General features: G+C 42.4%; 13 protein-coding genes. 5 read left to right on the plus strand and 8 right to left on the minus strand.

Annotated features, from left to right (window positions below):
* Positions 1–249: 249 nt before the first annotated feature.
* Both GVK91_RS13420 and GVK91_RS13425 read right to left on the minus strand, forming a co-directional pair.
* Positions 250–1866 (minus strand): RagB/SusD family nutrient uptake outer membrane protein, encoded by a 1617-nt coding sequence (locus GVK91_RS13420; RefSeq protein ID WP_159729317.1) that lies wholly within the window; start codon positions 1864–1866, stop codon positions 250–252.
* A 9-nt stretch (positions 1867–1875) separates the two neighbouring features.
* A complete protein-coding gene (locus GVK91_RS13425; protein WP_159729319.1) occupies positions 1876–4989 on the minus strand; it encodes a TonB-dependent receptor in 3114 nt (1037 codons plus the stop codon).
* Between the two features lie 323 nt (positions 4990–5312).
* On the opposite strand from GVK91_RS13425, the gene GVK91_RS13430 reads away from it, so the two are divergent.
* The gene (locus tag GVK91_RS13430) at positions 5313–6557 is read left to right on the plus strand and encodes a glycoside hydrolase family 71/99-like protein (protein WP_159729321.1); all 1245 of its coding nucleotides are present in this window, start codon (positions 5313–5315) and stop codon (positions 6555–6557) included.
* Positions 6558–6560: 3 nt separating this feature from the next.
* Complete coding sequence (locus tag GVK91_RS13435; protein ID WP_159729323.1) at positions 6561–9047, plus strand: glycoside hydrolase N-terminal domain-containing protein; 2487 nt, start codon at positions 6561–6563, stop codon at positions 9045–9047.
* A 190-nt stretch (positions 9048–9237) separates the two neighbouring features.
* Here the strand turns inward: GVK91_RS13435 and GVK91_RS13440 are convergent, their stop codons facing one another.
* The 6 genes from GVK91_RS13440 to GVK91_RS13465 form a co-directional block, all read right to left on the minus strand.
* Positions 9238–11493 (minus strand): GH92 family glycosyl hydrolase, encoded by a 2256-nt coding sequence (locus GVK91_RS13440; RefSeq protein WP_159729325.1) that lies wholly within the window; start codon positions 11491–11493, stop codon positions 9238–9240.
* Between the two features lie 97 nt (positions 11494–11590).
* Positions 11591–12571, minus strand: coding sequence for a family 43 glycosylhydrolase (locus GVK91_RS13445; RefSeq protein ID WP_159729327.1), 981 nt, complete (start codon positions 12569–12571; stop codon positions 11591–11593).
* 69 nt (positions 12572–12640) lie between these two features.
* Complete coding sequence (locus GVK91_RS13450; RefSeq protein WP_153845072.1) at positions 12641–13372, minus strand: DUF3823 domain-containing protein; 732 nt, start codon at positions 13370–13372, stop codon at positions 12641–12643.
* A gap of 10 nt (positions 13373–13382) precedes the next feature.
* The gene (locus GVK91_RS13455) at positions 13383–15356 is read right to left on the minus strand and encodes a RagB/SusD family nutrient uptake outer membrane protein (protein WP_159729329.1); all 1974 of its coding nucleotides are present in this window, start codon (positions 15354–15356) and stop codon (positions 13383–13385) included.
* A gap of 18 nt (positions 15357–15374) precedes the next feature.
* Positions 15375–18572 carry a TonB-dependent receptor gene (locus GVK91_RS13460; protein ID WP_159729332.1) on the minus strand — a complete coding sequence of 1066 codons (3198 nt, stop codon included), beginning with the start codon at positions 18570–18572 and terminating at the stop codon, positions 15375–15377.
* Positions 18573–18831: 259 nt separating this feature from the next.
* On the minus strand, positions 18832–21435 hold the full coding sequence (locus GVK91_RS13465) for a hypothetical protein (protein WP_159729334.1): 2604 nt from the start codon (positions 21433–21435) through the stop codon (positions 18832–18834).
* Between the two features lie 286 nt (positions 21436–21721).
* On the opposite strand from GVK91_RS13465, the gene GVK91_RS13470 reads away from it, so the two are divergent.
* The 3 genes from GVK91_RS13470 to GVK91_RS13480 all read left to right on the plus strand — a co-directional run bounded on the left by GVK91_RS13470 (position 21722) and on the right by GVK91_RS13480 (position 25512).
* A complete protein-coding gene (locus GVK91_RS13470; protein WP_200845615.1) occupies positions 21722–23551 on the plus strand; it encodes a right-handed parallel beta-helix repeat-containing protein in 1830 nt (609 codons plus the stop codon).
* A 146-nt stretch (positions 23552–23697) separates the two neighbouring features.
* Positions 23698–24291: an RNA polymerase sigma factor gene (locus tag GVK91_RS13475; RefSeq protein WP_159729336.1), complete on the plus strand. Its 594-nt coding sequence runs from the start codon at positions 23698–23700 to the stop codon at positions 24289–24291.
* Between the two features lie 45 nt (positions 24292–24336).
* The gene (locus tag GVK91_RS13480) at positions 24337–25512 is read left to right on the plus strand and encodes a FecR family protein (RefSeq protein ID WP_159729339.1); all 1176 of its coding nucleotides are present in this window, start codon (positions 24337–24339) and stop codon (positions 25510–25512) included.
* Positions 25513–25529 lie beyond the last annotated feature (17 nt).

Here is a 25529-nt window from a genome sequence, read left to right on the forward strand (position 1 = left end):
TTTTAATATAAGATGATCATTTTTTCTTTTTCCATAAAAAATTACACAAAAAAATTAGAAATATAATATGACAATAAAAAGGCGGTTAAGTGAGTATATCACTTAACCGCCTTGCTTGCTTGCTTGCTTGCTTGCTTGCTTGCTTGCTTGCTTGCTTGCTTGCTTGCTTGCTTGCTTGCTTGCTTGCTTGCTTGCTTGCTTGCTTGCTTGCTTGCTTGCTTGCTTCGTAAAAAATATAGCAGGAGAAAATTAATACCCTACATTTTGCTTCAACGTTCCTTTACTATTGTCGATGACAGCTTGTGGAATTGGCCACAATTCATTTTTTCCAGCTTTGAACGATCTATTTTCAGAGAAAAAACGATCAGTTAACGAAGTATAAGTAACCTTGCCTGTTTTAGGATCCACCGTACCTTTGGATAGCGCGCCATTTACAGGACCGTTCATTACGTCTTTGGCTATTCCCCAACGAATGATATCAAAGCGACGACGTCCTTCTCCGGCGAATTCTACACGCAGCTCACGACGTACCAATTCACGCAGTTTGCTCTGGCCACTGTATACGGATTTGTCTACTTTTGGCATCTTAGCGCGCTGGCGAACCAGATCGATATTATCATATACGGTATTATCGATAATCCCCAATTCAATCTTTGCTTCCGCATTTAACAAAAGCATTTCGGCATAACGCATCACAATAATGTTGGTACCTACGTTCCAAATGTTCGCATAACTGCCCGGATTTTGGATATATTTTTTATAGTTGTAAGCTGTGCTAGATGCATTATCTGGACCAGATGGATAATCTTCCGATTTCGGATTTAATGGATCGAAATATTTACCGTTGTACAGTGCTCCTGGGTAAACAATTGTTGCGCCCAGGCGTGAATCTCTTTTTTCATATGGACTGGCAGGGTCATAAGATTTTGACTCACCAATAGTCTGCCCATCGGCAGTTTCGTAAGCATCTACCAGACTCTGTGTTGGTACAATAGAACCCCATCCTCCCATTGAATTGGGCAGCATAATACCAAGTGAAGTATATCCTTGAATATTTACCAAATATTCGATATTCATCATGACCTCACTGTTATTTTCATTTGCCTCTTCAAATAAGGTCGCATAATCATCGAATAATTTATAATTAGCCGAAGAAATGATCTCCTGTGTTGTATTGATGACATCCTGGTATTTCTTTTCAAAAGCATAACAGCGTGCCAATAAACCAAGGGCACCACCTTTGGACATACGGCCGCCCCCCTTAGCAAACGACAAATCTGCAGCAGCTTCTTTCAATTCTTTTTCCACAAATTCCAATACTTCCTTTTGCGTATTTGCAGGCACAAACGAATTTTCTGTCGTCAAAGTTTTCGTAATGATAGGTACTCCCCCAAATAAGGTTGCCATATCAAAATACTTGTATGCTCGTATAACGCGTACCTCGGCGGTCAGCCGCTTCTTCTTTTCAGCATTAACCGGCGATTTTTCAATATTTTCAAGGATGTAATTGGCTCGACGGATATGCTCGTACGTATAGCGTGCCTCTGCATTTCCAGCGTTTGTCGGTGTTGCCGTGCCATTTCCTAAAGCCTGGAATCCTTCCCAAGGGAAATCACTATTGGAGTTATCCGACGTACAGTCCATGTAAAAGATCTGGGTACCGTCTTCCCAAGCAGATCCTTCGGCCAGCTTACCGTCACTTCCCCTTGTACCACTGTACAAACCTGTTACAGCAAAATCGGTTTCAGCTTCCGTTTTCCAAAAATTATCGGCATTATATGCATCCAACGGTTCCTGATCGAGTTTTTGACAAGAGAACAGTAAGGTGGCTACGCTCAATGCAATCGTTATATTTCTAAGTTTCATGATTTTCAATTAAAAGTTTACGTTAAGACCAAACACATTTGTTTTCACCTGTGGGTAGTAATTACCTCTAGAATCCGCTGGCGCCTCCGGATCAAATCCTTTAGCAAATCCGGTAAAAGTCAAGAGATTTTGTCCACTATAGTATACTTTAGCCCCCTTAATACCGATTCTATCCGTAAACGTTTTTGGTAAGGTATAACCGAAGGTGATATTCTTCAAGCGGACATAACTTGCATTCTGGATCCAGAAATCGGAAGGTGTGCCTGAAGGGCTATTTTGTGACCAACTGGTCAACGCCCTCGGCATAGATCCGTTTGGATTGGTCTCTGCATTGAAACGATCTGCAAAAATGGTTGTCGGTTTATCCGATCCCGAGATCCCGCCAATGGCTTCACCCCAAAGATAGCCCTGTACTTTAGCCGCACCTTGGAAGAATAGGCTCAGATCAAAGTTTTTATAACTCATATTGGAGGTCAGACCAAAGATAAATTTTGGATCAGGCGAACCTAGATATACACGGTCATTTCCATCGATTTTTTTATCGCCATTCTGATCTTTATAGATAATATCACCAGCACCTACAGTTCCGTTCACACCTTGAATGCCACTGTTTTTATATTCTTCGTCCGAACGATAGATTCCAGCAGTTTCGTAGCCATAAAACGAACGGATTGGTCGTCCCTGCTCATAGATATAGAAAGTTCCATTGACCTGAGGTTCGTCACTAGCCCATTTTTTAATCTGGTTGTTGATATAAGAACCGTTTGCGGCAATGCTATATTTGAAATCTCCGATACTATTTTGATAGTTTACTTGTAGCTCTACCCCATTATTTTGCACTTTCCCTGCATTTTGGTAAGGCGCTGGAAGACCATATAAGTTCGATACAGGCAGTTTTAACAACACCCCATCAGTTTTACGGTCAAAGTATTCAAATACAAAGCCCAGATTATTTTTAAAGTTCAGGTCCAAACCAATGTTGGTACTTGTCGTTGACTCCCATTTTAATATTGGGTTTGCCGATTCTACGATGGCCCCACCGGAACTAATCTCACCACCAAAAGAATAGTTATAACCAGGAGAAATAGTAAATAAGCCTGGATAATAAGCGTCGGAAGAAGGATATGAGTTGTCTGATGTTGCCGCTAATTGTTGGTTTCCTAGTTTACCCCAACCGCCTCTTAATTTCAATTCTGAGATTACATCGGACAAAGAAGATTCTTTAAAGAAATCTTCCTGAGAAATACGCCAGCCGGCTGAGAACGACGGGAATGTACTCCAACGATTGCTTCCCAAGAATCGCGATGTTCCATCACGTCTCACATTGGCTTCCAATAGGTACTTATCCGCAAATGCATAATTGATACGACCGAAGAAAGAGCGTAATATTAGTTTTTTGGCCCCTCCATCGACTTTCATTCCGTCTTTGCTACCCAAATTCAGTTCCGAAAAATCATTATTTAAGAAACCTTGTGCATAAGCACTGGAGTAATCCGCACGGAATGTTTCATCCATAAAACCGCCTAAAACATTGATCTGATGGTTACCAATCTTTTTGTCATAGGTCATCAAGGTTTGAAAAGTCAATCGTTCGGATTGGAAGTTATAAACAGTCAAATTATTCACCCCTTGCTTAGGTCCCAAATCACCATTTGGCGCATAGTATTGGATGTCTTTGACAAATTTGGAAGACATATTGTCAATCGGTTGAAAGCCTACAACCTGTTTGATCTTCAGTCCATCCATAATCTGAAATTCACCGGAGAAATTGACCTGAGTATGTTTATAGGTCATATTATCCTTGGCTTCGAGATCCATCCAAGCAATTGGGTTACCATCGCTACCACGGCCATATACACCATTACTGTATTTATAAGGAATAAAACTAGGAATACGGTTTACCTGTCTAAAGATCTGCGCCATATCACCGGTATAAGGGTTTACGGGTTCGGTGATGCGTTGGTAATTATATGCCAGTCCTAAATCAAATCGAAGTCTTGAAGATACTTTTGCACCAACATTTGTGCGTAAATTATAACGGTCAGAGCTCGCTACCTTGATAACGCCTTTTTGTCCTAAGTAGCCTCCCGAAGCCATATATTGCACATCTTCTGTTCCACCTGTGACCTGCAAATTATGTGATTGTTGAAAGCCCGATCCCTTATAGAGCAGTCCTAACCAATCCGTATTGGGATGACCGTCCGGATCAGATCCATTTTTGAAAAGTTCAAGATCCTGCTGGGAAAAACGCTGTGTCTTCCCTTCATTTTTAAGGGCCTCATTTAAGATAACAGCATGGTCATAAGAGTTCATATACTCCGGTAGACGTGTTGGATCCTGAATACCGGCATAGCCTGTATAATTCAATTGCGGCTTGCCACTACCGCCCTTTTTGGTCGTAATCAAGATAACCCCGTTTGCAGCCTTAGAGCCATAAATTGCTGCACTAGGTCCGTCTTTCAATACCGAAACACTTTCAATATCGTTGGGGTTGATATTATTCATCGAGCTTTCTATTCCATCGACAATAACAAGCGGATTCGCATTATTGATGGTACCCAGCCCACGAATACGGATCGTACCGTTGTCTTTACCAGGCTGTCCTGAATTTTGGGTAATCGTTACACCCGAAAATTTACCCTGGATCGCAGAAGATACATTGGTAACCGGACGATCCTGTAGATCTTTTGACGTGATCGCTTGTACCGCGCCGGTTAAATTTACCTTCTTTTGTTTAGCAAATCCCACAACGACCACTTCCTCCAAAGCCTCATTATTACTTTCCAGCTGAATTGATAGGGTCGTTCCTGTAACTGTAACTTCTTTGGTTTTGTAGCCAACGCTACTAACAAGCAAAATATCTCCCGCTTTAGCTCGAATTGCAAATGTTCCCTTTGCATCTGTAGATGTCGATACCGATGTCCCTTTGACCGAAACAGTCGCAGCCGCAAGAGGACCATCTTCTGCGGTTACTTTCCCGGTAACTTGGTTCTGCGTGGCCTCGTTTGCTGTATGTTTAAATGCAATCGGCATTTCTGCGGCCCACAAACTTTGCGAAGACGCAACAAGAAGAGCAATAGCAAGCAGGCTTACCTTTTGGTTACTTGTAAATTTTGAAATCATAATTAAATAGTTAGTAAAATTGAGTCTGTCAGTTTAGTATTAGATTGACTGGTTCAGCCCATTAAATTAGAGGGATATTTTATGGGAACAAAACAACGGTGTCACGAAATCGATTGCGCAAATAACGCAATCGATTGACTTTTATTTATCGAAATTCACTTTGTCACTTTTTTAGTATAAAAAACAATGCAACCGGCTGCATCCAAGCTGGAACGCTGTTGTTATATTAAAAACAAATACTTATATGTTCCATTAATACTTTATTAATGGACTATTAATTGGGTTAATCGATATTTAGCATGATAACTTAATTATAAATCGATATGATAGCTAAAACGCTCAAATTCCATCTTCTTGGCATCTGTCTACTTTTTTCGGTAGGCTTACTATTCGCACAAAAACAATACGACTCGTATAGCGGCCTTGTTATGGCCGGCTACCAAGGCTGGTTTAATAGTCCTACGGATGGTGCAGACCGCGGATGGTACCATTACCGTGGAAAAAACGGATTCCAACCTGGTTCTACAAATATCGATTTTTGGCCAGACGTCAGCGCCTATCAAATAACCTATGACAGTCCTTTTATGACAAAAGATGGAAAGCCCGCTAAACTCTATAGCGCACATGACTATTCTTCCGTCAACCTTCATTTTAAATGGATGCAACAATACGGAATCGATGGCGTATTTATGCAACGATTCGTGGGTGAGATCGCTAACCCCAGTGGTCGCAACCACTTCAATACGGTCCTGACTTCGGCTATTCGTTCAGCCAATGAATTTGACCGCGCAATCTGCGTGATGTACGACCTTAGTGGCATTAAAGAGGACGACGACAAAATCTTAATGGACGATGTAGCCGCCCTTGAAAAAGAATGGAACCTCAAAAAGCGGGATCGCGCCAAAACCTATCTTTTTCATCATGGCAAACCACTGATTGCCGTTTGGGGTATCGGATTTAACGACGGTCGCAAATATAATCTCAAAACAGCCGAACGTATTGTCAATTACCTCAAACAAAACGGCTATAGCGTCCTTCTTGGCGTACCGACTTATTGGCGTGAATTACGCCAGGATACTGAATCCGATCCATTTTTGCATGAACTCATCAAAAAATCAGATATCATTATGCCTTGGTTTGTTGGTCGATATAATCAGGCCGGATTCGATCAGTTCAAATCCCTGATCAAAGATGATATGGACTGGTGCAAACAACATCAAATCGATTATGCTCCACTTTGCTTCCCGGGATTCTCCTGGACTAACATGACTGGGAGTTCACGTGCGTTCGTCCCACGTGATTCCGGAAATTTCTTATGGAAACAATTACAGTATAACCTTTCAATTGGTGCCCAAATGCTCTACATCGCCATGTTTGATGAAGTCGATGAAGGTACCGCCATATTCAAGACACTGCATCAAAAAGATGTCCCACTTAATGGAACAGGTTCATTTGTCGGTATTGAAGATAATCTTCCAAATGATCATTATCTTTGGTTAACCGGACAGGCAAGCAAATACCTAAAAACCAAAACCTCAGTCCCCGTAAAACAACCAAAAAGAAACTAAAAGATGAAAATAAAAACGCTCCTATACTGCGCACTGCTACTGATGGGCAACACAACAATTAAGGCACAGCAGTCTACTAAAATAATAGATGCCCCAGCTAGTCAGCGGCAACATAAGATCACGCAATTCTGGACAGACCGCACACAGATTCAATCGGCTGCAAGTCTCTCCGCAGGCCCTTTAACGTTATCCTATGCACGCCCCGCAGGAGTTTGGGAGGAAGCTCTACCGCTAGGTAACGGTCAGCTCGGTGCTATGGTTTTTGGTGGTGTCGCCGATGAACGCGTCCAACTGAACGAAAGTACGCTTTGGGCCGGTCATCCGCAGGATCCCAATAATCCCAAGGGGAAAATGTATCTACCTCGCATACAACAACTTCTTTTTGAAGGTAAAAATAAAGAAGCAATCGACCTTGCAGACACAACTTTGATGGGCTTACCCAAAAACATCAAACCCTATCAGTCGCTTGGCGAACTATGGTTTGATATGCCCCATCTTAAAGCTGAACAGTATGCGCGCTCGCTTGATCTTGAGCGTGCATTGCAACAAACAAGCTACGTGTATAATGGTGTCAAGTTCTTTCGCGAGTCATTCATTTCAGCTCCTGCCAACGCGATGGTCATCCATTATACAGCAAACAAGAAACAGGCACTCGATCTAAACTTCACCTGGAAAAGAGCCCAGGATTTCAGTTGCACGGCTGATCCGACAGATCCCACACAATTGCTACTTCAGGGGCAGATTGGCCAATCTGCTCACGCCAATGAGCGCGGAACAAAGTTTGCCGCAATTGCAAAAGTAATCCTTAAAGGCGGTAAACTTATCAATGCCGACGGCCGCATAGCGATTACCGGAGCAGATGAGATTACCATCATCGTCACCGCTGCTACGGATTATCCCGGATTGAAGCATATCGCCTATCCACAAACCCCGGTGGATATTGATCCACTTGCAAGCTGCCGCAAGGTAATCAGTAGCCTGAACAAACAGCATTATCAACAGTTAAAACAGGCTCATATAGAAGATTACCAACAGTATTTTAATCGCGTCAAGTTGAATCTTCCAGATCCAGAACAAGATAAACTCGCAAAACTACCCACCGATTCACTCATTCGGTTGACAAAAGAATTGCAAAAGGTACCTAATACCTTAGTCAACAAATTCTTTCAGTTTGGTCGTTACCTTTTAATCAGCAGCTCCCGTCCAGGACATATGCCGGCAAATTTGCAGGGCTTATGGGCTTGGCAGATGGATCCACCTTGGAATGCTGATTTTCATACCAATATTAATTTGCAAATGAACTATTGGCCTGCCGAGGTAACCAATCTTTCTGAATTGCATAAGCCCCTATTTGACCTGACCAAGGCATTAATCCCTTTTGGTGAGCGTACCGCAAGCAAGCTCTATGGAGCCAAAGGCTGGGTGGTACATCATCTCACCGATGCCTGGGGCTACACAGCTCCAGCCGATGGCGTACAGGGCATTTGGCCCATGGGATCGGCCTGGATGGCGCAGCACCCCTGGGAACATTATAACTATACTGGCGACCGAGAATTTTTAAAAGTCCAGGCTTATCCTATTATGAAAGGAGCGGCTGAATTTATTTTGGATTTTATGGTCAAAATCCCCCAAGGTAAATCATTTGCCGGTTATTGGACCACCAACCCTTCACATTCCCCTGAGAATAGTTTTATCCTACCATCGGGTGAAGTTTCCAGTTTTACCTACGGTGCCACCATGGATACACAGATTATCCGCGACCTCCTGCAAAATTGTGTTGAAGCCACAAAGCTCTTAGATTGCGATCCTGATTTCAGACAACGCTGTCAAGCTGCCTTAACCAAACTTATTCCAACACAAATCAGCAAAGAAACAGGCCGCATTATGGAATGGATCGAAGATTATAAAGAGACTGAGGTAAATCACAGGCATACGTCACATTTATTTGGTTTGCATCCGAGCAACCAGATTTCAATCGTTAATACGCCCGAACTAGCCGAAGCTGCAAAAAAGACACTATTAAGTCGGGGCGATCATGGTACAGGTTGGAGTCTGGCCTGGAAAATCAATATGTGGAATAGATTGCATGACGGAGAACATGCCTACCGCTTATTGTATAACCTGATCAGTGATAAGACACTGCCCAATCTGTTCGATAATCACCCACCCTTCCAGATTGACGGGAACTTTGGCGCGACCGCAGCGATTGCCGAAATGCTGCTGCAAAGTCAGGTCAGGGACAAAAACAACAATTACCTCATCGAGCTGCTACCCGCTCTAAGTCACAACATGGATCAGGGAAGCGTAACCGGACTTAAAGCAAGAGGAAATCGTACGGTGAATATACAATGGGAAAACGGTAAGCTTAAGAAAGCCGAAATCCTACCCAGCAGTAGTGGTCCGGTCTGTATCAGCTATGCAGGTAAACAGATCGAACGGAATGGAACAAAAGGTACAGCAGTCTTGATTACCCCCGATATGTTTCAATAAGGGAGTGTTCATCCATATTTGAGCTGCTTATCAAAGTTTTGGTTATTCGATTTAAAGCAAGGCGAATATCCTACCGCGTATAGACAATAGTACACAGCTATCCATAAACAAAAGCGCTGTTGATCGATGATCAACAGCGCTTTTTACTTTTTTTACCTTCTGGCATACACATGCTGGTAAGCAAGCTTTGTTAGTTTCCCCAATTTCGATTTGCTCTATCCCCCATCACAAATTCCAATGTACCACCTTTCAGCACATCGGCATGGGTCAGCTGTGGAACGTTCAGCGGCTGCCCATTTAATTTCGCCGATTGAATGTATTTGTTTTTTGCAGATGCATTCTTGCCGATAATTACAAAAGACTTGCCATTAGGAAGCTGTATGCTCACTTTCTGAAAAAATGGAGATCCGATGCTGTAGGAAGTCAGACCTGGTGTTACAGGATAGAAGCCCATTTGGGAAAAGACCACAAAAGCTGACATCCCGCCACCATCTTCATCACCCGGTATCCCCATTAGATCGTTTCTAAACCACTCACCGATCAGTTTATGTATTCGTTTCTGCGTCATCCAAGGTTGTCCGGCATAATTATAGAGATAAGGAATATGCAAAGCCGGCTCGTTCGCCATAGAAAATTGTCCAACATTACCTGTATGATCGGGAAGCTGTGCATAAAAATCAAATTTCGACCGACCCAAAGGCTGCTGAAACATCTCATCGAGGTACTTGACAAACAATTCATTTCCCCCCATCAATTTGATCAGATCCGGAATATTGTGCTGTACATCCCAGCGATAGATCCAGGCATTGTTTTCACCATAATACTCCCGTGCTCCCTGTCCGCCAGAAAACACATAATCAAAAGGCATGATAAAATTTCCCTTGTCATCTTTGGGATGGAAAAATTTGGTCTGTTCGTTGAAAAGATTTCTATAATTGAAAGATTGCTTCATAAAGAGATCATAATCAGCCTGAATACCCAATTCTTGAGCAAGCTGTGCCAAGCACCATAAGTCGTAAGAGGTACCCAAGGTTACAGCGACAGGTTGTCTCCGTTCAAAACCGTTTATTTCTGGTATCGTTTCTTTTTCACCTGGGTACAATGCTGGAATATAGCCTTTCTCCTTAAAAAATTCGTCTAATTTCCCTGCGGCTTTACCCGACCAAGGAGCCAGCGTCTTTTCTGTAATCGCACCTTTTGCTGCCAGATAGGCTTTCTTGATATCAAAATTACGCACGCCTTTGCGGTAAGCATCCAACAAAGTTGCTACACCATGATTGGAATTCATCCGTCTACTATCGCCGGTAATCTCAGGAAAAGTAGGTAACCAAGGCTGCTCCATTTGTTCAGACATCCGGACAAAAGAATTGAGGATCAAAGATTCTGTGCCTGGCTCTAACAGTACCCGCAATGGATGATGTGCACGGTAGGAGTCCCAGATCCAGTCATCGGTAAAAAAAGGTTTGCCCTCGTCCTGATGTACCTTACCGTCGAACGCACTATAATAACGTCCATCCTCAGAAATATTGACTGGCCGTTCGTAGGTGCGGTATAAGGAGGTATAAAACACATGCTTATTGGACTCACTGTCGCCTTCCACCGCAATTTTACCTAAAGCATCGTTCCATATTTTACGCCCTTTTTCAGCCAGCTTCTTTTGGTCAAAATCGCTGATTTCACGTTTCAAATTGGCTTTTGCTTGTGCGACATCGATAAATGAAACACCATATTTCATGCGCAAGCTAGTCCCTGCCTGATTAAACTCCAATACCATACACGAATTCTTACCTGCAGTTTCTGTTGCATTTTCCAGTTGTTGACCCTGCAGTCGCTTTACCGCAACAGGCTTGGATTCGGGAATAGCATAAATATACACGTGCGTGCCATTACCAATATCCTGTGTACCCGAAAGTCCCTGCCCGTCCCATTGAAGTTTCCCTTCCTGTGAGTTGAACTGAAGGTATTTTGTCGAAGTTGTCGGAAACGTAAAGGTATACATCCCCGACTGATGCGACAGCGCATAGTCTACTTGAATATTCTCTTGATCCAATAGCACCGAATAGGCATACGGATGTATTTCCTCCTGATCGTAACTATACAGTTGTACCGGTTTCAAACTGCCCGGCAATTTCACCATGGGACTAAGATTGAAAGCCGATTTTCCACGATGGCTGGTAACGATAAGCGGCAGACCAAACAGACGGTCCGACGTATAGTCTCCCCGCTCAGGATAAACGCGCAAAAGGCTGTTTGGCAAGTGAACCGTTGGGTAGGTTGGCACCAATAAATGGCTGATGTTTCCCATATAAGGATTGACATAGTCAACATAATCTTTCGTCATTTTAGCTTGGGAAAAACCTTTTAGCATACTGACTGAAAGAAGAGAACAGCAACATATTGTGCGTAACAATGTATTGGTTTTACGTTTGATATTCTTCGTTAGCATTTTAAACAATTAAGTGTTCGATGGTTTAAGGGCGAAACAGTTGTTCCGCCCCTAAAGTTAATTTTTTTTGGCAACATCTCGTCTTCGTGTCCATCGATTATTTGGGACCTGTCAATAAGCCAGTCTGCTTTACCTTCTTGATACTGCCGTCCTTATTGTACTCCAAGCGGTCTACGCAGATGGAACGAAGCCAATCGTTGAATTCGCCATTTTTTTGTGACAATTCACTGTTATGGTAAAAAGCGTACCATTTACCTTTAAACTTGACAATGGAGCCATGGTTTGTATAGCTATTCGTCGGATCCATATAGATGCCCATTGATTTCCATGGTCCCATTGGGCTATCACTTACCGCATAGCGCATACGGTTATCCCCTTTTACTCCATCTTTCCAGTTCTCATCGTGATTGTCAGAGTAGGACAGATAATATTTCCCATTATACTTGTGTACCCATGAAGCTTCGTGAAAATCTTCCAAACCTTCCATCTTTTGCAATTCACCATCAATCTCCATCATATTGTCTTTGAGCTTACCCGCTTTACAGACACCACCGCCCCCCTGATAAAAATAGGCCTGTCCATTATCATCGATAAAGATGTGCGGATCAATAAGTGCTTCGGCCCCCTTTACATAGCCCTGTACCACAAAATCTTTTGCTGGTGATTTACTCGTAGCTACACCAATTTTCCAGGTCTTATTCCACTCGGTACCACTTGGGTGTGGAAAATAAAAATAATAAGTACCATTTTTATAGACACAATCCGGAGCCCACATAAATCCACCTTCTTTTCTACCCCAAGGGACTTGTGAGGCGCGTAATATTTCACCATGATCGGTCCATGTTTTCATATCCGCAGTAGAAAACACATGGTACTGATCCATCAGATCGCAACCTTGAGGCGGAGCAATATCATGTGAAGCGTACACATACAGGCGGCCATCGGCCCATACCCGTGCCGAAGGATCTGCGGTATACATATGTTTGATAAATGGATTATCTTGCGCCTGCAAGTGTGCGGCAAAAAATAATGTCATGCCCAATAGGCATCTGGAACCTGCTTTGATAAATTGTTTCATCCGAATAATTATTTAGTATTGAGTAGTAGTAGCGGGCACCAAGTCCCGCTCATTGTTTAGATTCTTTACTTAAGGTACTTTAATAACCTCCACTTCCGAATAATTGAATTTTTCGTAAGTGTCGCGCACCTTTGCACCCATCCGTACATAATAGGTGTACCCTGATTTCAATGGAATATCCTTGATCGTGTAAGTTTCCTTTCCTTCTCCGGTCTGCATATTGCCGATATTTTCCCAGTTTTGATTGATCAATGCGCGATATTCATCCTTATAATACGCATCAATACGGTTGCCAGCCCCACAGTATGGTGTCAGACTCAGGAATGGGCGAACCTCAATCACTTGCGGCAATCCACCCGTAATAGGTGCGGCAAGCGTACAGGAGATTTCCAGTTTATTTTCCGCTTTTAAGGTCCACTTCACATTTTTGATCTGTAGGTAGGGCGTCACCTCAAAGTTTTGCTCTGCATTAGCACCCAGTTGGTAACCTTCGATCTTCTGTGCTGGCCAAAATGCACCGCCATAGGGCTGGAGGGTATACGTTGCCTGAAAGAGCTTTGTATGACTATACGATCCGTCCTGCTTGACGGCAATATCCTGCGGTGCGGGATTGTCACTCCAACTGGTTTCTAGCAAACGGATGCTAAATTCGCCCTGTCCGGTCAGGAAGGGTTTATTCGTTACCTTATCAATGACCTGCCCTTTCATACTCGCATTCGGGCCATCGTAATTATCTGTTTTCGAACAGGCATTTAAAAATAACAAGCCTGTCAATGCTGTAAATAAATATATCGTTCTCATTTCCGCTCAGTTAGTAAATAGGGTTCTGTGGATATAGATTAGGGTTTTTGTTCAGTTCTCCACCCGGAATAGGTTCATAATACCATTTCTTTTCAAAGTTGAACGTCTTGTTCCAAGGTTCCTTTTCGCGAATAAAAATAAAGGAGTTGATCCGTTCGCCGCCCGGAGCATATTTCAGTTCATCCAATACAAGGTAAGGCATCAGCGAATTGGGTACAAAGTTGTTGAGTTCCACATCTGCAATGCGCCATCTCCGCATATCCCACCAATGGTGATTTTCAAAGCAAAGTTCACGTTCGCGCTCCTCACGTATAAATTGCAGATTTCCATCCAAGGGATAACCATATTTACCGGAGAGGTTTGCCGAAGCAGCTGTATAGAGATAAGGCTTGGCACCAGCACGATTACGGATTTGCGCGATGTATTGAAATGCTTCCTGTTTAAGTGCTTCATCATTTTTGATCAGGCCAAGTTCATAAGCAGCTTCTGCCTTATTCAAAAGTATCTCAGCGAGCCTAAAGACCTTCCAGGGTTGTGTACTGTTATACAACTTCACATCCTTGGTAGACATTTTATAGTTAATGTATTTACGGATGTAAAATCCAGTTCGGGTGTTGTTGGCATGTCCATCTTTCCACATGCCGTGCTCGCCTGTTATGTTGATCTTCGTACCATTGTAATCAAACAGGCTATTTTTGGGGCCAGCCAAGATTCGATTTGACTCGCTATTTATCGCCGCAGTACCCGCGCCCATCTGTGCATCAGCAGCCTTACCGGGAAAGGTCTTATAGAGTCCACGCTGAATATCAAAACTCCGTCTTTCGGCGCCTTCGCGTAATTCCATTCCCGAGAAATAAAATGTAGCCCGCTGACGAGGTTCCAAATCGGCATACAGCTGTTTACGGTCCGTATAGCGTACTGGTTTTCCACCTGCATCAGTGATTGGAAGTTCACCGAATAACTCCACGACATTCAATACGGGGTATGCCGCAGACTCATTGTCACTCGAAAAGGTCGGATTGGGTAAGTGTGTGGCGTCATAGCTATGTTTGAGACGGTTGTTGTGCGGTGCGGTCAGACTATACTCCTTGATCAGAATATCTTCAGGGCTGTCTAAGTCCAAAAACAAATTTACGTAGTTGAGTTCCTTATCCTGTGCATTTTTATTGTACAGACTGTACGGTCCCGCCAGCACGGTTGTTGCAGCATCATAAGCCTGTTTGAAGAACCATTCCGCTTCTTCCTTTTTAATACCTACCAACTGCTTGTCTGTGGCATCGCCAGAGAGATTGCTATACGAACTATATTTAGCAATACTACCGGCATACAACATGGCGCGGGAAAGTAGAGCTGCTGCCACATATTGGTTGGCGCGGCCACGTTCGCTGCTTCCAGACATCATTGAAATAGCCACCTGCAAGTCTTCATTGATAAAATGATAAACCTCAGATTCTTTATTTCTGCTAACCAAGAGCTGTTCTTTATCAGCTGTTGGATCCTGCACGTCTTTTATAATAGGTACCCCACCGTAGCGCTTAACCAAAGCAAAATAATAGAAAGCCCGTAAGAAATGGGCTTCCCCAAAGATCTGGTTGTACCCCTGCTCTGTATAATTAGCTTTGTATTTAGGCAGGCCTGCAATCAGGGTATTGACATTCCGGATGCGATCATATGGCCAGTAACCAAAGCCCTGTGCCCCAGCTACGCCCCAAAATTGTCCGGTCATCTCGCCGCTCATGGCCGCAAGCGTTTCCGAATTTTGCCAATAATTGTCCCATCTAAATCCTCTTTCAGGATGATATACAAAGTCTTCTATGGGTAGATAGCTGTACATTCCAGCGACATATTTACGTGCTCCAGCCTCATTTCCAAAAAGCGCATCTTCACCCAATACCCCTAGTGGATCCAGATCCATTTTTTTACAGGATTGTATGCCCGAGCACAGAAAAAGGCCAATGATTGCTATAGCGATTGATTTTTTCATGTTTTGTTCGTTTTGAGATTAAAATTTAATGGATGCTCCAATGTTGTAGGTTTTATTGATGGGATATTTGTACACATCAATATCACCCGATGAAGAACCTCCGGCAGATCCTGGGTGCTCGGGATCGGTATATTTGAGACCCGTCCATGTCAACAGGTTATAAGCACTCGCATAGATCCTTAGATTCTTTATTTTTAGTGTCTTCAACCATTGTTGCGGGAGAGAATAACCCAGTTCTAAGGTTTTCAGACGCAGATAGGAGGCATTTTGAACTGCTCGGGTTCCTTCGGCCATGGCAGAGCCAGTAGAAGGATAATATCCAGCAAGCCATTGTGTGCTTGGGTTAAATAGATCGGCACCGGCATCAGCTGGTCTCCAACGATCCAAAAACTGCGTCAAAGCACCGCCGTCAAACTGCAGTGGTCCTGCCAGTACCTCACTATACTGTACATACACTTTTGCTGCACCCTGAAAATTCATCGTTAGATCCAGACCACGCCACGATCCTCCTAACGTAAAACCATAGTTGATCAAAGGCATATTATACGTTGCAATAGGATGATTGTCGGCATCGTTGATCACTCCATCGCCGTTCCAGTCCTGATAGTAATAATCACCAGGCAATGTGCCGCTGCTTACCAATGTTGGGTGGTTATAAATCTGTTCATACGATCCAAACTGTCCGGCGTACTCCTTGCCCCACCAGATATCCTTATTACGATTAGAATAGCGGTTACGCCAGTTGTCGTACGAATTACCGGCTTTTGATTCTACGCGGTTTACAAATTGACTCTTGGTAGAAGAGACCTGCGCATTAATAAAATAATTGAAATCATTGATCTTATTGCGATGTGTCAAAGAGAGCTCATAGCCGAACGTGCGATCGCTTTCCAGATTTTCCTGCGGTAGGTTGGCACCAACAGTACCAGGGATCAAGTCAAGGCTTGTCGCTAGAAGGCCTGAGCGATTACGGTTAAAATAATCAAAAGTCAAGCCCAGCTTGCCGTTCCATAGATCCATGTCCAAACCCACGTCGGCAGTTTTGGAAGTATACCAGGTGAGATTAGGGTTGGGAATTGCAGTAGGCAAGGCCCCATTCACGAGGTTTCCACCAAAGATCCACCCCGTTTCATTGGGTTCCAGTGCATAACCAACGATGGTTGAAGGGTAATTACCTGCCGAACGGTCATCCCCGAGCTTACCATAGGATGCCCTTATTTTTAAGTTATTGATAAAATTGTAGTTGTTTTTAATAAACCCTTCTTCGCTGATACGCCAACCCACCGAGGCTGCCGGGAAAAATCCCCAGCGCGATTCTTTTGGAAATTTAGAGGAGCCATCATAGCGAAAACTAAATTCGGCAATGTATTTACCTAAGTAATCGTAATTGAACTTACCGACCAAACCTCGTGCTGTACGTTCGCCAATACCTTCCATATTTGCCAATTGGTTCTTGTCCTCACCAGCAAATAGATATTCCGAATTGACCATGATCTCCCGCTGTGCATAGAAGCTGTCCCATTTGTTATATTCTTCGACGAAAAGCAACAAACCGGAGACCTGATGTTTTTCGGCAAAACGACGGTTATAATTCAACGAGAATTGCATCAGGGAATGTGTATCCGGATAGGAACTCCGCCTCACGGTCGTAGGAGCATTTTTCTCATGTGCATTATACTTTTCAGGGGTTATAATCTGGCCGTTACCATCATACACCGGTGGTGTATAGCTATATAAAAAATAGGACTTCTTGAAATCCGTATTGTCACTGTACTTGAAGTCATAATTATAGGTTGCCTTCGCATTTAAGCCTTCCACAAAGGGTACTTTATAGTCTAAAGCGATAATACCGTTGAATTGCTTACGCAAAAATTTACGATAGCCAGTCTGTTTGGAGTCCGTTACCACGACAGGATTTTCGTTATCGATCATCTCAAAATTCGGATAAAGGGGATTGTCGTTGACATAGATCGGCACAATAGGTCTTTGTCTCCAGGCCTGTTTGTAGACGGCCCAGATATCCGTACGTGGTTGGTTAGTCTCATCGGCATACCCGCCCCCATCCAAAGACGCTTTCAGACGATCAGTGATCTGCGCATCGATGTTGGAGCGGAAATTCCAGCGATTATAGTTGAGACTCTTGCTTTTGTAAGCGCCCATCTGATCCATATGGCCCAGGTTGAAGAAATAATTAACTTTCTTGCCGCCACCGTTGATGGAAAGATTGTGCTGGTATTGTGGTGATACCTTGTCAAATGCCGCATCGACATAATTGGATGTCTTTTTTGTGCCGTTCTGATACGCTTCAAAATCTGCCGGCCCAAAAATATTAGGCATCTTCGCCGGATAATTGCTATTAAAATCGCGAGCTATCTGTTCATTTTTAAGCTGCATATAGGCAAGGGCATCCACCGTATTGGGAACATAAAGAAACTTTTGCCAGGCACGATTATAGGAATAGTTTATTTCAAAGTTTCCATCTTCGTTACTTCCCCGGCGTGTGGTCACCAAAAGAACACCATTCGCCGAGCGCACACCGTAAACAGCTGCTGAAGCATCCTTTAATACGGATACACTTTCGATTTCATTGGCATCCATGCGTGACAGATAATCTTTATCACGGGGAATTCCGTCAACCACAATCAGGGGCTCACCCATTCCGCGGATGTCGATATTTGATTCAAATGATCCCGGTTGGCTCGACTGTTGGCTGATACGCACACCGGGCATCTTACCGGCTAACATATTGACCACATTTTCATTTTTTGTTACTGTGATTTCTTTATTGTTCACCGATGATATCGCCCCTGTTAACGAAGCCTTTTTCTGCGTGCCATACCCCACAACCACGACCTCTTCCAAGCTTGTATTATCTTCGTTGAGCAATACATCCATGAGCCGTTGTTGCCCAACGATCATTTCAGTCTTGCGGTAACCGACAAAAGTGATCACGAGTTTGTCTCCCGGCGATGCGCTAATCTTGAAGCGTCCCTGACCATCAGACGATGTTGTCTGCCCGGTACGGAGGTCTGTAATGGAAGCCCCAGCGATAGGCTTATCCTTTGAAGTCTGCACTTTACCTTCGATCTGCTGTTGCTGCGCGATGGTTGCCATTGGAGACAATAGCAGCAGCGAGGACAATGCCCACTGCCAAGGGTAACTACGGAGCTTGTTCCACGGCAGTGGCCTTTCATTAAAAATGAAGTTTGTTTTCATGTATTGTTTTAAATTGGTTATTGAATTATATATTAGGTTTATGTATTTAGGGAGGACCTGTTTGCTACAAACAGTCCATTACCACTATTCCCTAGGGAAGAGTTGAAGATAATTTTTCGCTTTCATTTGATTGGTTATTAAGTATGAAAACGAATATATTGGCGAGGGGTATAATAGAAGATTAACAGAAGATTAACAGGTATCCAAAAACACCATTAACAACTGTATATCAATACATTAAAATTTTAAATATTTTTTCTTAATCTAGACAGTCTTTAAAACTTTTGGGGTAAGCTTCACCATATAAACGAGCGTAGATCTGACAGAAATTCTCATAGCACTGTAAAGCCAAGCTGTGATAGCCAAGCTGTAACAAGGAACGACATTTATGAACCATCGCCTCCTCATTGATTTCATCAAAATAGAATATCTTATTGCAGATCTCAATAATCAGTTCAGCATTATCCTGCACATTCAGATTTTCAATAAAATTGCCCAACGTGGTGAGCACCAGAATAGACATTTCACTTTTAAAATTATCGAGCCACTCATAGTCCACTTCGAAAAGGAAGCCTCCTTTGTCAATTATATCGAGTAATTCTCTAATTTCAGTTTCTGTAAAATGTTTTTTATTGGATACCATCCTGCTGAAGCGGAGGTAATCGATATATACTGTATCCATTGGCTCAATGCACCAATAACCGCTTTTTTTGGTCACCCTAAAATCACCCAATTGCTCGAGTAAGCTATTGAGCTTAGCGATGTTCACTGATCGATTATTGCGTGCACTGGACTGGCTCTTATCGGACCAAAATAGCTCATTCAGCTTCTCTGAGCTAATTCCCCGCTCCCATCGTACGGTATAGAGAATAAAAATCAGCAGCATTTCTTTAAGCAATGGCGAAAACTTCTTTGTGATTTCTTTTCCAGCAAGATCCACAATCTGTAAGTCGCCACCGAAAAGGTAGATTCCGGCGCCATGTCGGGTTTCAAATCCCTCGGCCACTTTCTTGGTTTGCGGAAGATCAACCAATTGCGCGCTCTTATCTTGTTCAGTCTCCTTCAAGGGAGCTGCATGTAGGTGCGGCTCTCCTATTTTATCGGTTTCCATGACAGAAATAGCCTGTTTTTTTTGCTTGCCTCTTTTTCGATACCACCAGATCAAGAGCGATAATCCCATTACAGCGAGGGCATAAAGGCTGTATTTAAGCAGCGCAGGCTTAGCCAAAGGCATTATACCCTGTTCAGACTGTAAAGGGGGAGCCAACAAGGTATAAATCGTTGCTTTAGTCAGATCGGTCTTGTCATCATAAAACAAGGTGACTGCAACGAAAGACTTAGATTTCGGTGCATAATAGAGATCGGCAAAAGAACGGATGTCATGAAAATCGAAGGGTATACTGCTCCCCAGAAACTGGTATTGTGTCCCTTTGAGGCTACCTGCCACCAGTTGTAAATGTGTTTTGAATTTATTGTTCGGGAAAATCAATCCATAAAACAGTCCACTACTATCTTCAACGACCAGACTATTGGCCCATACCATATCGGCGAATGCAGATGAAAATTCGTAAACTTTTAGAGACTTGCGGTTTTTAAAATCAAGCTTAAGAAAATCATTTGAAATGCGGGGATTCAACATTTGGTCTCCTGTGGAACTGCCATAACCACCGGCCAGGTATACCCCATCCTTTCCCTGCCCCATTCCCGCAAGATAATGCGGAAAAATTTCATCACCTGTAAAAGGAATGCTATCCCAAGATTGTGTAGGCAGATGATAACGCAATACGCCCGCTTTGTATTTAAAATGTCCATAGCCCCCAATCATATAGATACTCGTGTCGGACGAATTAAAATATTTGTTGAACAGCCAATAGTTTGTGCCTACAGCAGGAAAATCAAATTGTTTATTCCATGTTCGACTGGTGGAATCATAAGCAGCAACAATTTTTTGGTCGATGGAGATATTCAGGACGTTCTTTTTGATCGGATCAAAAAGCGATTGGCTACCATTGACAAGCAAAAGCTTGCCATCCGCATATTCCTGCGAACGTAAGTCACTACCACCAATTTTACTGATCATTAAACGCTTATTTCCAACAAAAAACAGTGTTTCTTCATTTTTGTCAAAGGCCACACTAGCTTGTCCTTCCAGTGTAAAAGAAGACTGTGTTTTCCATTCACTACGTTGCCGTTTGATCCAGATCGGATTACCGATTTCCGCTGTGCTCTTTTTTTGTTCATCTAAACTCTTGGTGCCTGAAGACTCATCCAATGGCCAATAGTATTTAAGTTTACCATTATCAGCAATTCGAATATCCTTTAAGCGCATGGGGGGAACATCCATTGTTTGGAAGTTTTTCATCATATTTGCACCAAAAACGAGCTTAAACTGAGGCGCAAACTGTTTATTGAGCCGATAGGAATACCGGGCCGTTCCAACCTGAAAATAAAGCTCCTTTTTATCCATATCGAGCTCGAGGCGCATTGGTGTCCAGTTATAATACAACTGTAAGGTTGTGATATTGAAAGATACCGGGGTAAAGTCCTCCCCCACTACCAATTTAAAATGTTTGTCCTGATCAAGCCGCCGATCGTATATCAAATCGATATTGACACCATCATCCGTAATCAGTCGAAAGATATAACCAAAATAATCCTGTTGGAGTGGCAAAAAGGAAAGATCGAACGAAACAGACAGTTTATGTTGAAAAGAAATCGATTCCTTGGTACCGATCTGCAGGCTAGTCCGCTTATCGGCTTCCATGTTGTGGCTGGCAAATTCTAACCCATATTGCGCCGATCCAATCTGACAGATCAGTACAAACCATAAAACCAGAAAAAGATGTCTTGATTTTTTCTTCACAATTTAGATTAAGCCTGATCTCAAAAATATAAAATTTTAAATAGAAATCTAAAATTTCTGCAACTATTACCTCAGGGGGTGTAGCGATCTTTTGCCTAACACCAAATTTCTTCTTCATCGTGTATTTTGCCTCCATTTATGAGTAAAACCATGTTTTCACATGCGTAAAAAAAACGCTACGCTTCACGACTTAATTTGGATGTTGAACGATTATCCCTATATTCGACAAGCCAAATCCCATAGGGAAATTGTGCGATATAAACCAATTTATCAATAGCAGGACATCATGAACATCCTAAAACCTTATTTGCTTATCCTTCTCCTACCATTCATGTATTTTAACTGCCTTGCGCAGTCCGCAACGAAGATTATCGATCTTTCCACCTATGGTGTTGTTCCCAACATGGGCAACAATAGTACTGCATTGGTCAATAAAGCTATTCAATCCATCTTCAGCAAGATTGGCAAGAAAGAACCTATTATTTTAAAATTCAAAAAGGGACGTTATGACTTTCATCCAGAAGGGGCACTAATCCGCGAATATTACATCTCCAATCACGATCAGGACAACCCCAAGACCGTAGGTATGGCATTTGAAAATTGCGACAATATCACAATTGATGGACAAGGATCAGACTTTATCTATCATGGCCGCATGTTACCAATTGCATTGATCGAGAATAAAAACCTCACGTTGAAAAATATCCACATCGATTTTGAGCATCCCCAGATCTGCCAGGTCAAGATTTTACAAAACGATACAATCAACGGTACAATTACTTATCAAACTGCACCTTGGGTAACCTATACGATCAAAGACAGTATATTTTACAATACCGGTGAAGGCTGGCAACTGAGACCGACATCGGGGATTGCCTTTGAAGAAAAGACCAAACGCATTGTCTATAATACAAGCGATATTCGCGTGGGCACAACCAAAGTGAAGGAGCTCTCTCCGGGTATCATTCAAGCGCAGCAATGGAAGAACAGCAAGCTTATACCGGGTACCGTCGTTGCCATGCGCGCTGGATTTCGTCCCAATCCGGGCATATTTGTCCATAAAGGAAAAAATATACGGCTTGAAAATATCGCCGTCCATTACGCCGAAGGCATGGGTTTGTTAGCTCAATTAACGGACAACATCACATTGGAAGGTTTCCGAATTGCACTTCGCAGCGATCAGGATCCGCGTTATTTTACGGCTCAGGCCGACGCAACACATTTTTCGGGTTGCAAGGGTGTTATTGTATCGAAGAATGGACTTTATGAAAATATGATGGATGATGCCATCAATATCCATGGCACCTACCTGAAGATCACCAAACGACTAGATGACAAAACATTGATCGGTCGTTATATGCACGATCAATCCTACGGATTTGACTGGGGCTACCAGGGGGATACGGTCCAATTTATCCGATCCAGTACAATGGAACTCTGGGACAAAAAAAATAAGATCCAATCCATTAGCGTTTTACGCGAGAAAGCCTCAGATCCAATCCGCGAATTCAAGATTACTTTAAGTAATGCTTTGGACCCTGCTATTGACCCAACAAAAATGGATATTGGCATCGAAAACCTTACGTGGACCCCACGTGTACTATTTAGTGGCAATACCGTACGCCACAATAGAGCACGAGGTGCTTTATTCAGTACACCCAAAAAGACCCTGATAGAAAACAACCTCTTTGATCATACTTCAGGTACAGCTATTCTCCTGTGTGGCGATGCCAATGGTTGGTATGAAACTGGCAGCTGTCACGATATTCGCATCCGGAACAATACTTTCATCAATGCCTTGACCAATATGTTCCAATTTACCAATGCGATTATATCGATCTATCCAGAAATTCCGGATTTAAAAAATCAGCAGAAATACTTCCATAGCCATATCGTCATCGAAGACAACCGCTTTGAAACCTTCGATAAGCCTATTCTTTATGCCAAATCAGTCAATGGATTGGTCTTTCGCAACAACCAAATCAAGACCAATAAGGAATACCCTGCTTTTCATTGGAATAAAAAGCCCTTATTTTTTGAACGTGTCGCAAATAGCAGTATTTCAAACAATACGGTAAATGGCAAACAAAGTGATTTACAAACCTTGGATCAATAGAGATTTTACTATCTTAGTATATTCTTCGCGAAGTTCGTAACAGCCGAATTTCGTGAAGAATAGCTTACGTTCAATAAAGCAAACATCTAACCAGGTGTAATAGTCGGGTTATCTAGACACGCTATACACAACATTTATAACAGCATTTGAAAGACAACATTGCCATATTGCACAAATTATCCCGGGGTAATCAAATTGCCCTAAGGGTGCTTTATGATAAATATGCGCAAATGGTTTACCAATTTGCTCTTCATATTTTAAAGGATGAGCACATTGCGGAAGAAATTGTACAGGATACTTTTCTCCAGCTCTGGGACTCAAGAGAAAAAATAGATATAGACAGCAATATTCGAACATTTATCTATGTAATCAGTCGAAATAAATGCTTCAATAGGCTCAAACAGCTTAAAAGATACCATAGCCTCTTCGAACCCCTATGCTCCGAAGGATCTCATGATTGCATTTTTGAACAAGACCCTTTGGCGGAAAAAGAAGTGAACGAAGCACTGGAACAATTGGTTCAAAAGCTACCCAAAAAACAACAGCTCGTATTCCGTATGAGTCGATTCGAGGGACTGTCACATCAGGAAATAGCGCAACAGTTATCCATTTCTACAAATACCGTAAAAAATCATCTGGTGTCTTCTTTAAAATTTATCAAAGAAGAACTCAAGCGTACCCCTGGAGATTCTTCGATCATCTATCCCCTATTATTTTTTACTTTTTTTTTCATCGACTAGTCCTTAGCCCAACTCAATATTGTTCTTATAATAAAGACCAATATCATGATGACCAATTCTGAGTTTGAAAACTTAGTCAAAGACTATCTAGAAAATAAGCTTAGTCCAGAACAGGAGCGACAATTAATAGTTCTACTGACCACTAATCCTAGTGCCGATCTTTTGGCTAAATTTGACAAATTTTACCTCAAATATTCCAAGGAAGTCGCGCTAAAAAAAAATAAAAAAGACAAGATTTGGTCCAATATCCACACGCATTTAGTTCAAGATACCACGTATCAGACCGGTGCCATAAAAAATAGCCGTTGGAAAACCTTCCTCCCTTATGCAGCCATTTTCATTGGTATAATTTCTCTTGCGACACTTTTATTTACGCTTACCGACAAAAATAAGGATGAAACCCCTCAACACGACACTACAGTAAATCAAATCTTTCTGAAAAAACATAGCGGTCTTATTTACGCCAGCAACAATACTAACGGCAACAACATCCCATTGAAGCAATCCGAGTTCAAAACCTATGGGATTGTCAAGGATTCAGCGGGCACTCTTGTTTTTCGACAAGACGACAAACATGTTTTAGCCAACAACACGAAATTGACTATTCAAACCCAAAAAGGGCAAACACAAGCACTTGTTCTACCTGACGGTTCAAAAGTATGGATCAATAGCAATTCACAGATTACGTTTCCGAGAAGCTTCAATGAAAAGGAACGTCAGGTACAATTAGTCGGCGAAGGGTATTTTGAGGTCACTCATCTCGATCGACAGCCCTTCTCTGTACAAGGTTTACATTATACTACCGAGGTGCTGGGAACACATTTTAATATCCAAAGTTACCCTAACAGTATAGAAAGGATTTCATTACTGGAAGGGAAAGTAAAGGTTAGTAGTCCAAAGACTGTGATCCACCTTTCTCCTGGGCAGCAAGCATACGGAGAAACTGCAACACCTAAAAAAACCGAAATAGATACAACGGATATCCTGGCATGGCAGCAAGGTTATTTTAAATTCGAGAATGTGGATATTTATCAATTAACCGAACAAATTAGAGACTGGTATGATGTTAAATTTATTAAGATCAACTCACAAAGCGAGGATAGATTTTCAGGAACCTATCGACGCACCAATGATCTAAGTGATCTACTCAAAAATCTAGAGGAAGTTTCCAACCTGAGATTCAACATAAAAGAAGGAGGCATTTATGTAACCAATAAATAAACTTTAAATAAAAAAAC

The sequence above is a fragment of the Sphingobacterium sp. 18053 genome, assembly GCF_902706145.1.
In the GTDB taxonomy this organism is placed as follows: domain Bacteria; phylum Bacteroidota; class Bacteroidia; order Sphingobacteriales; family Sphingobacteriaceae; genus Sphingobacterium; species Sphingobacterium paramultivorum.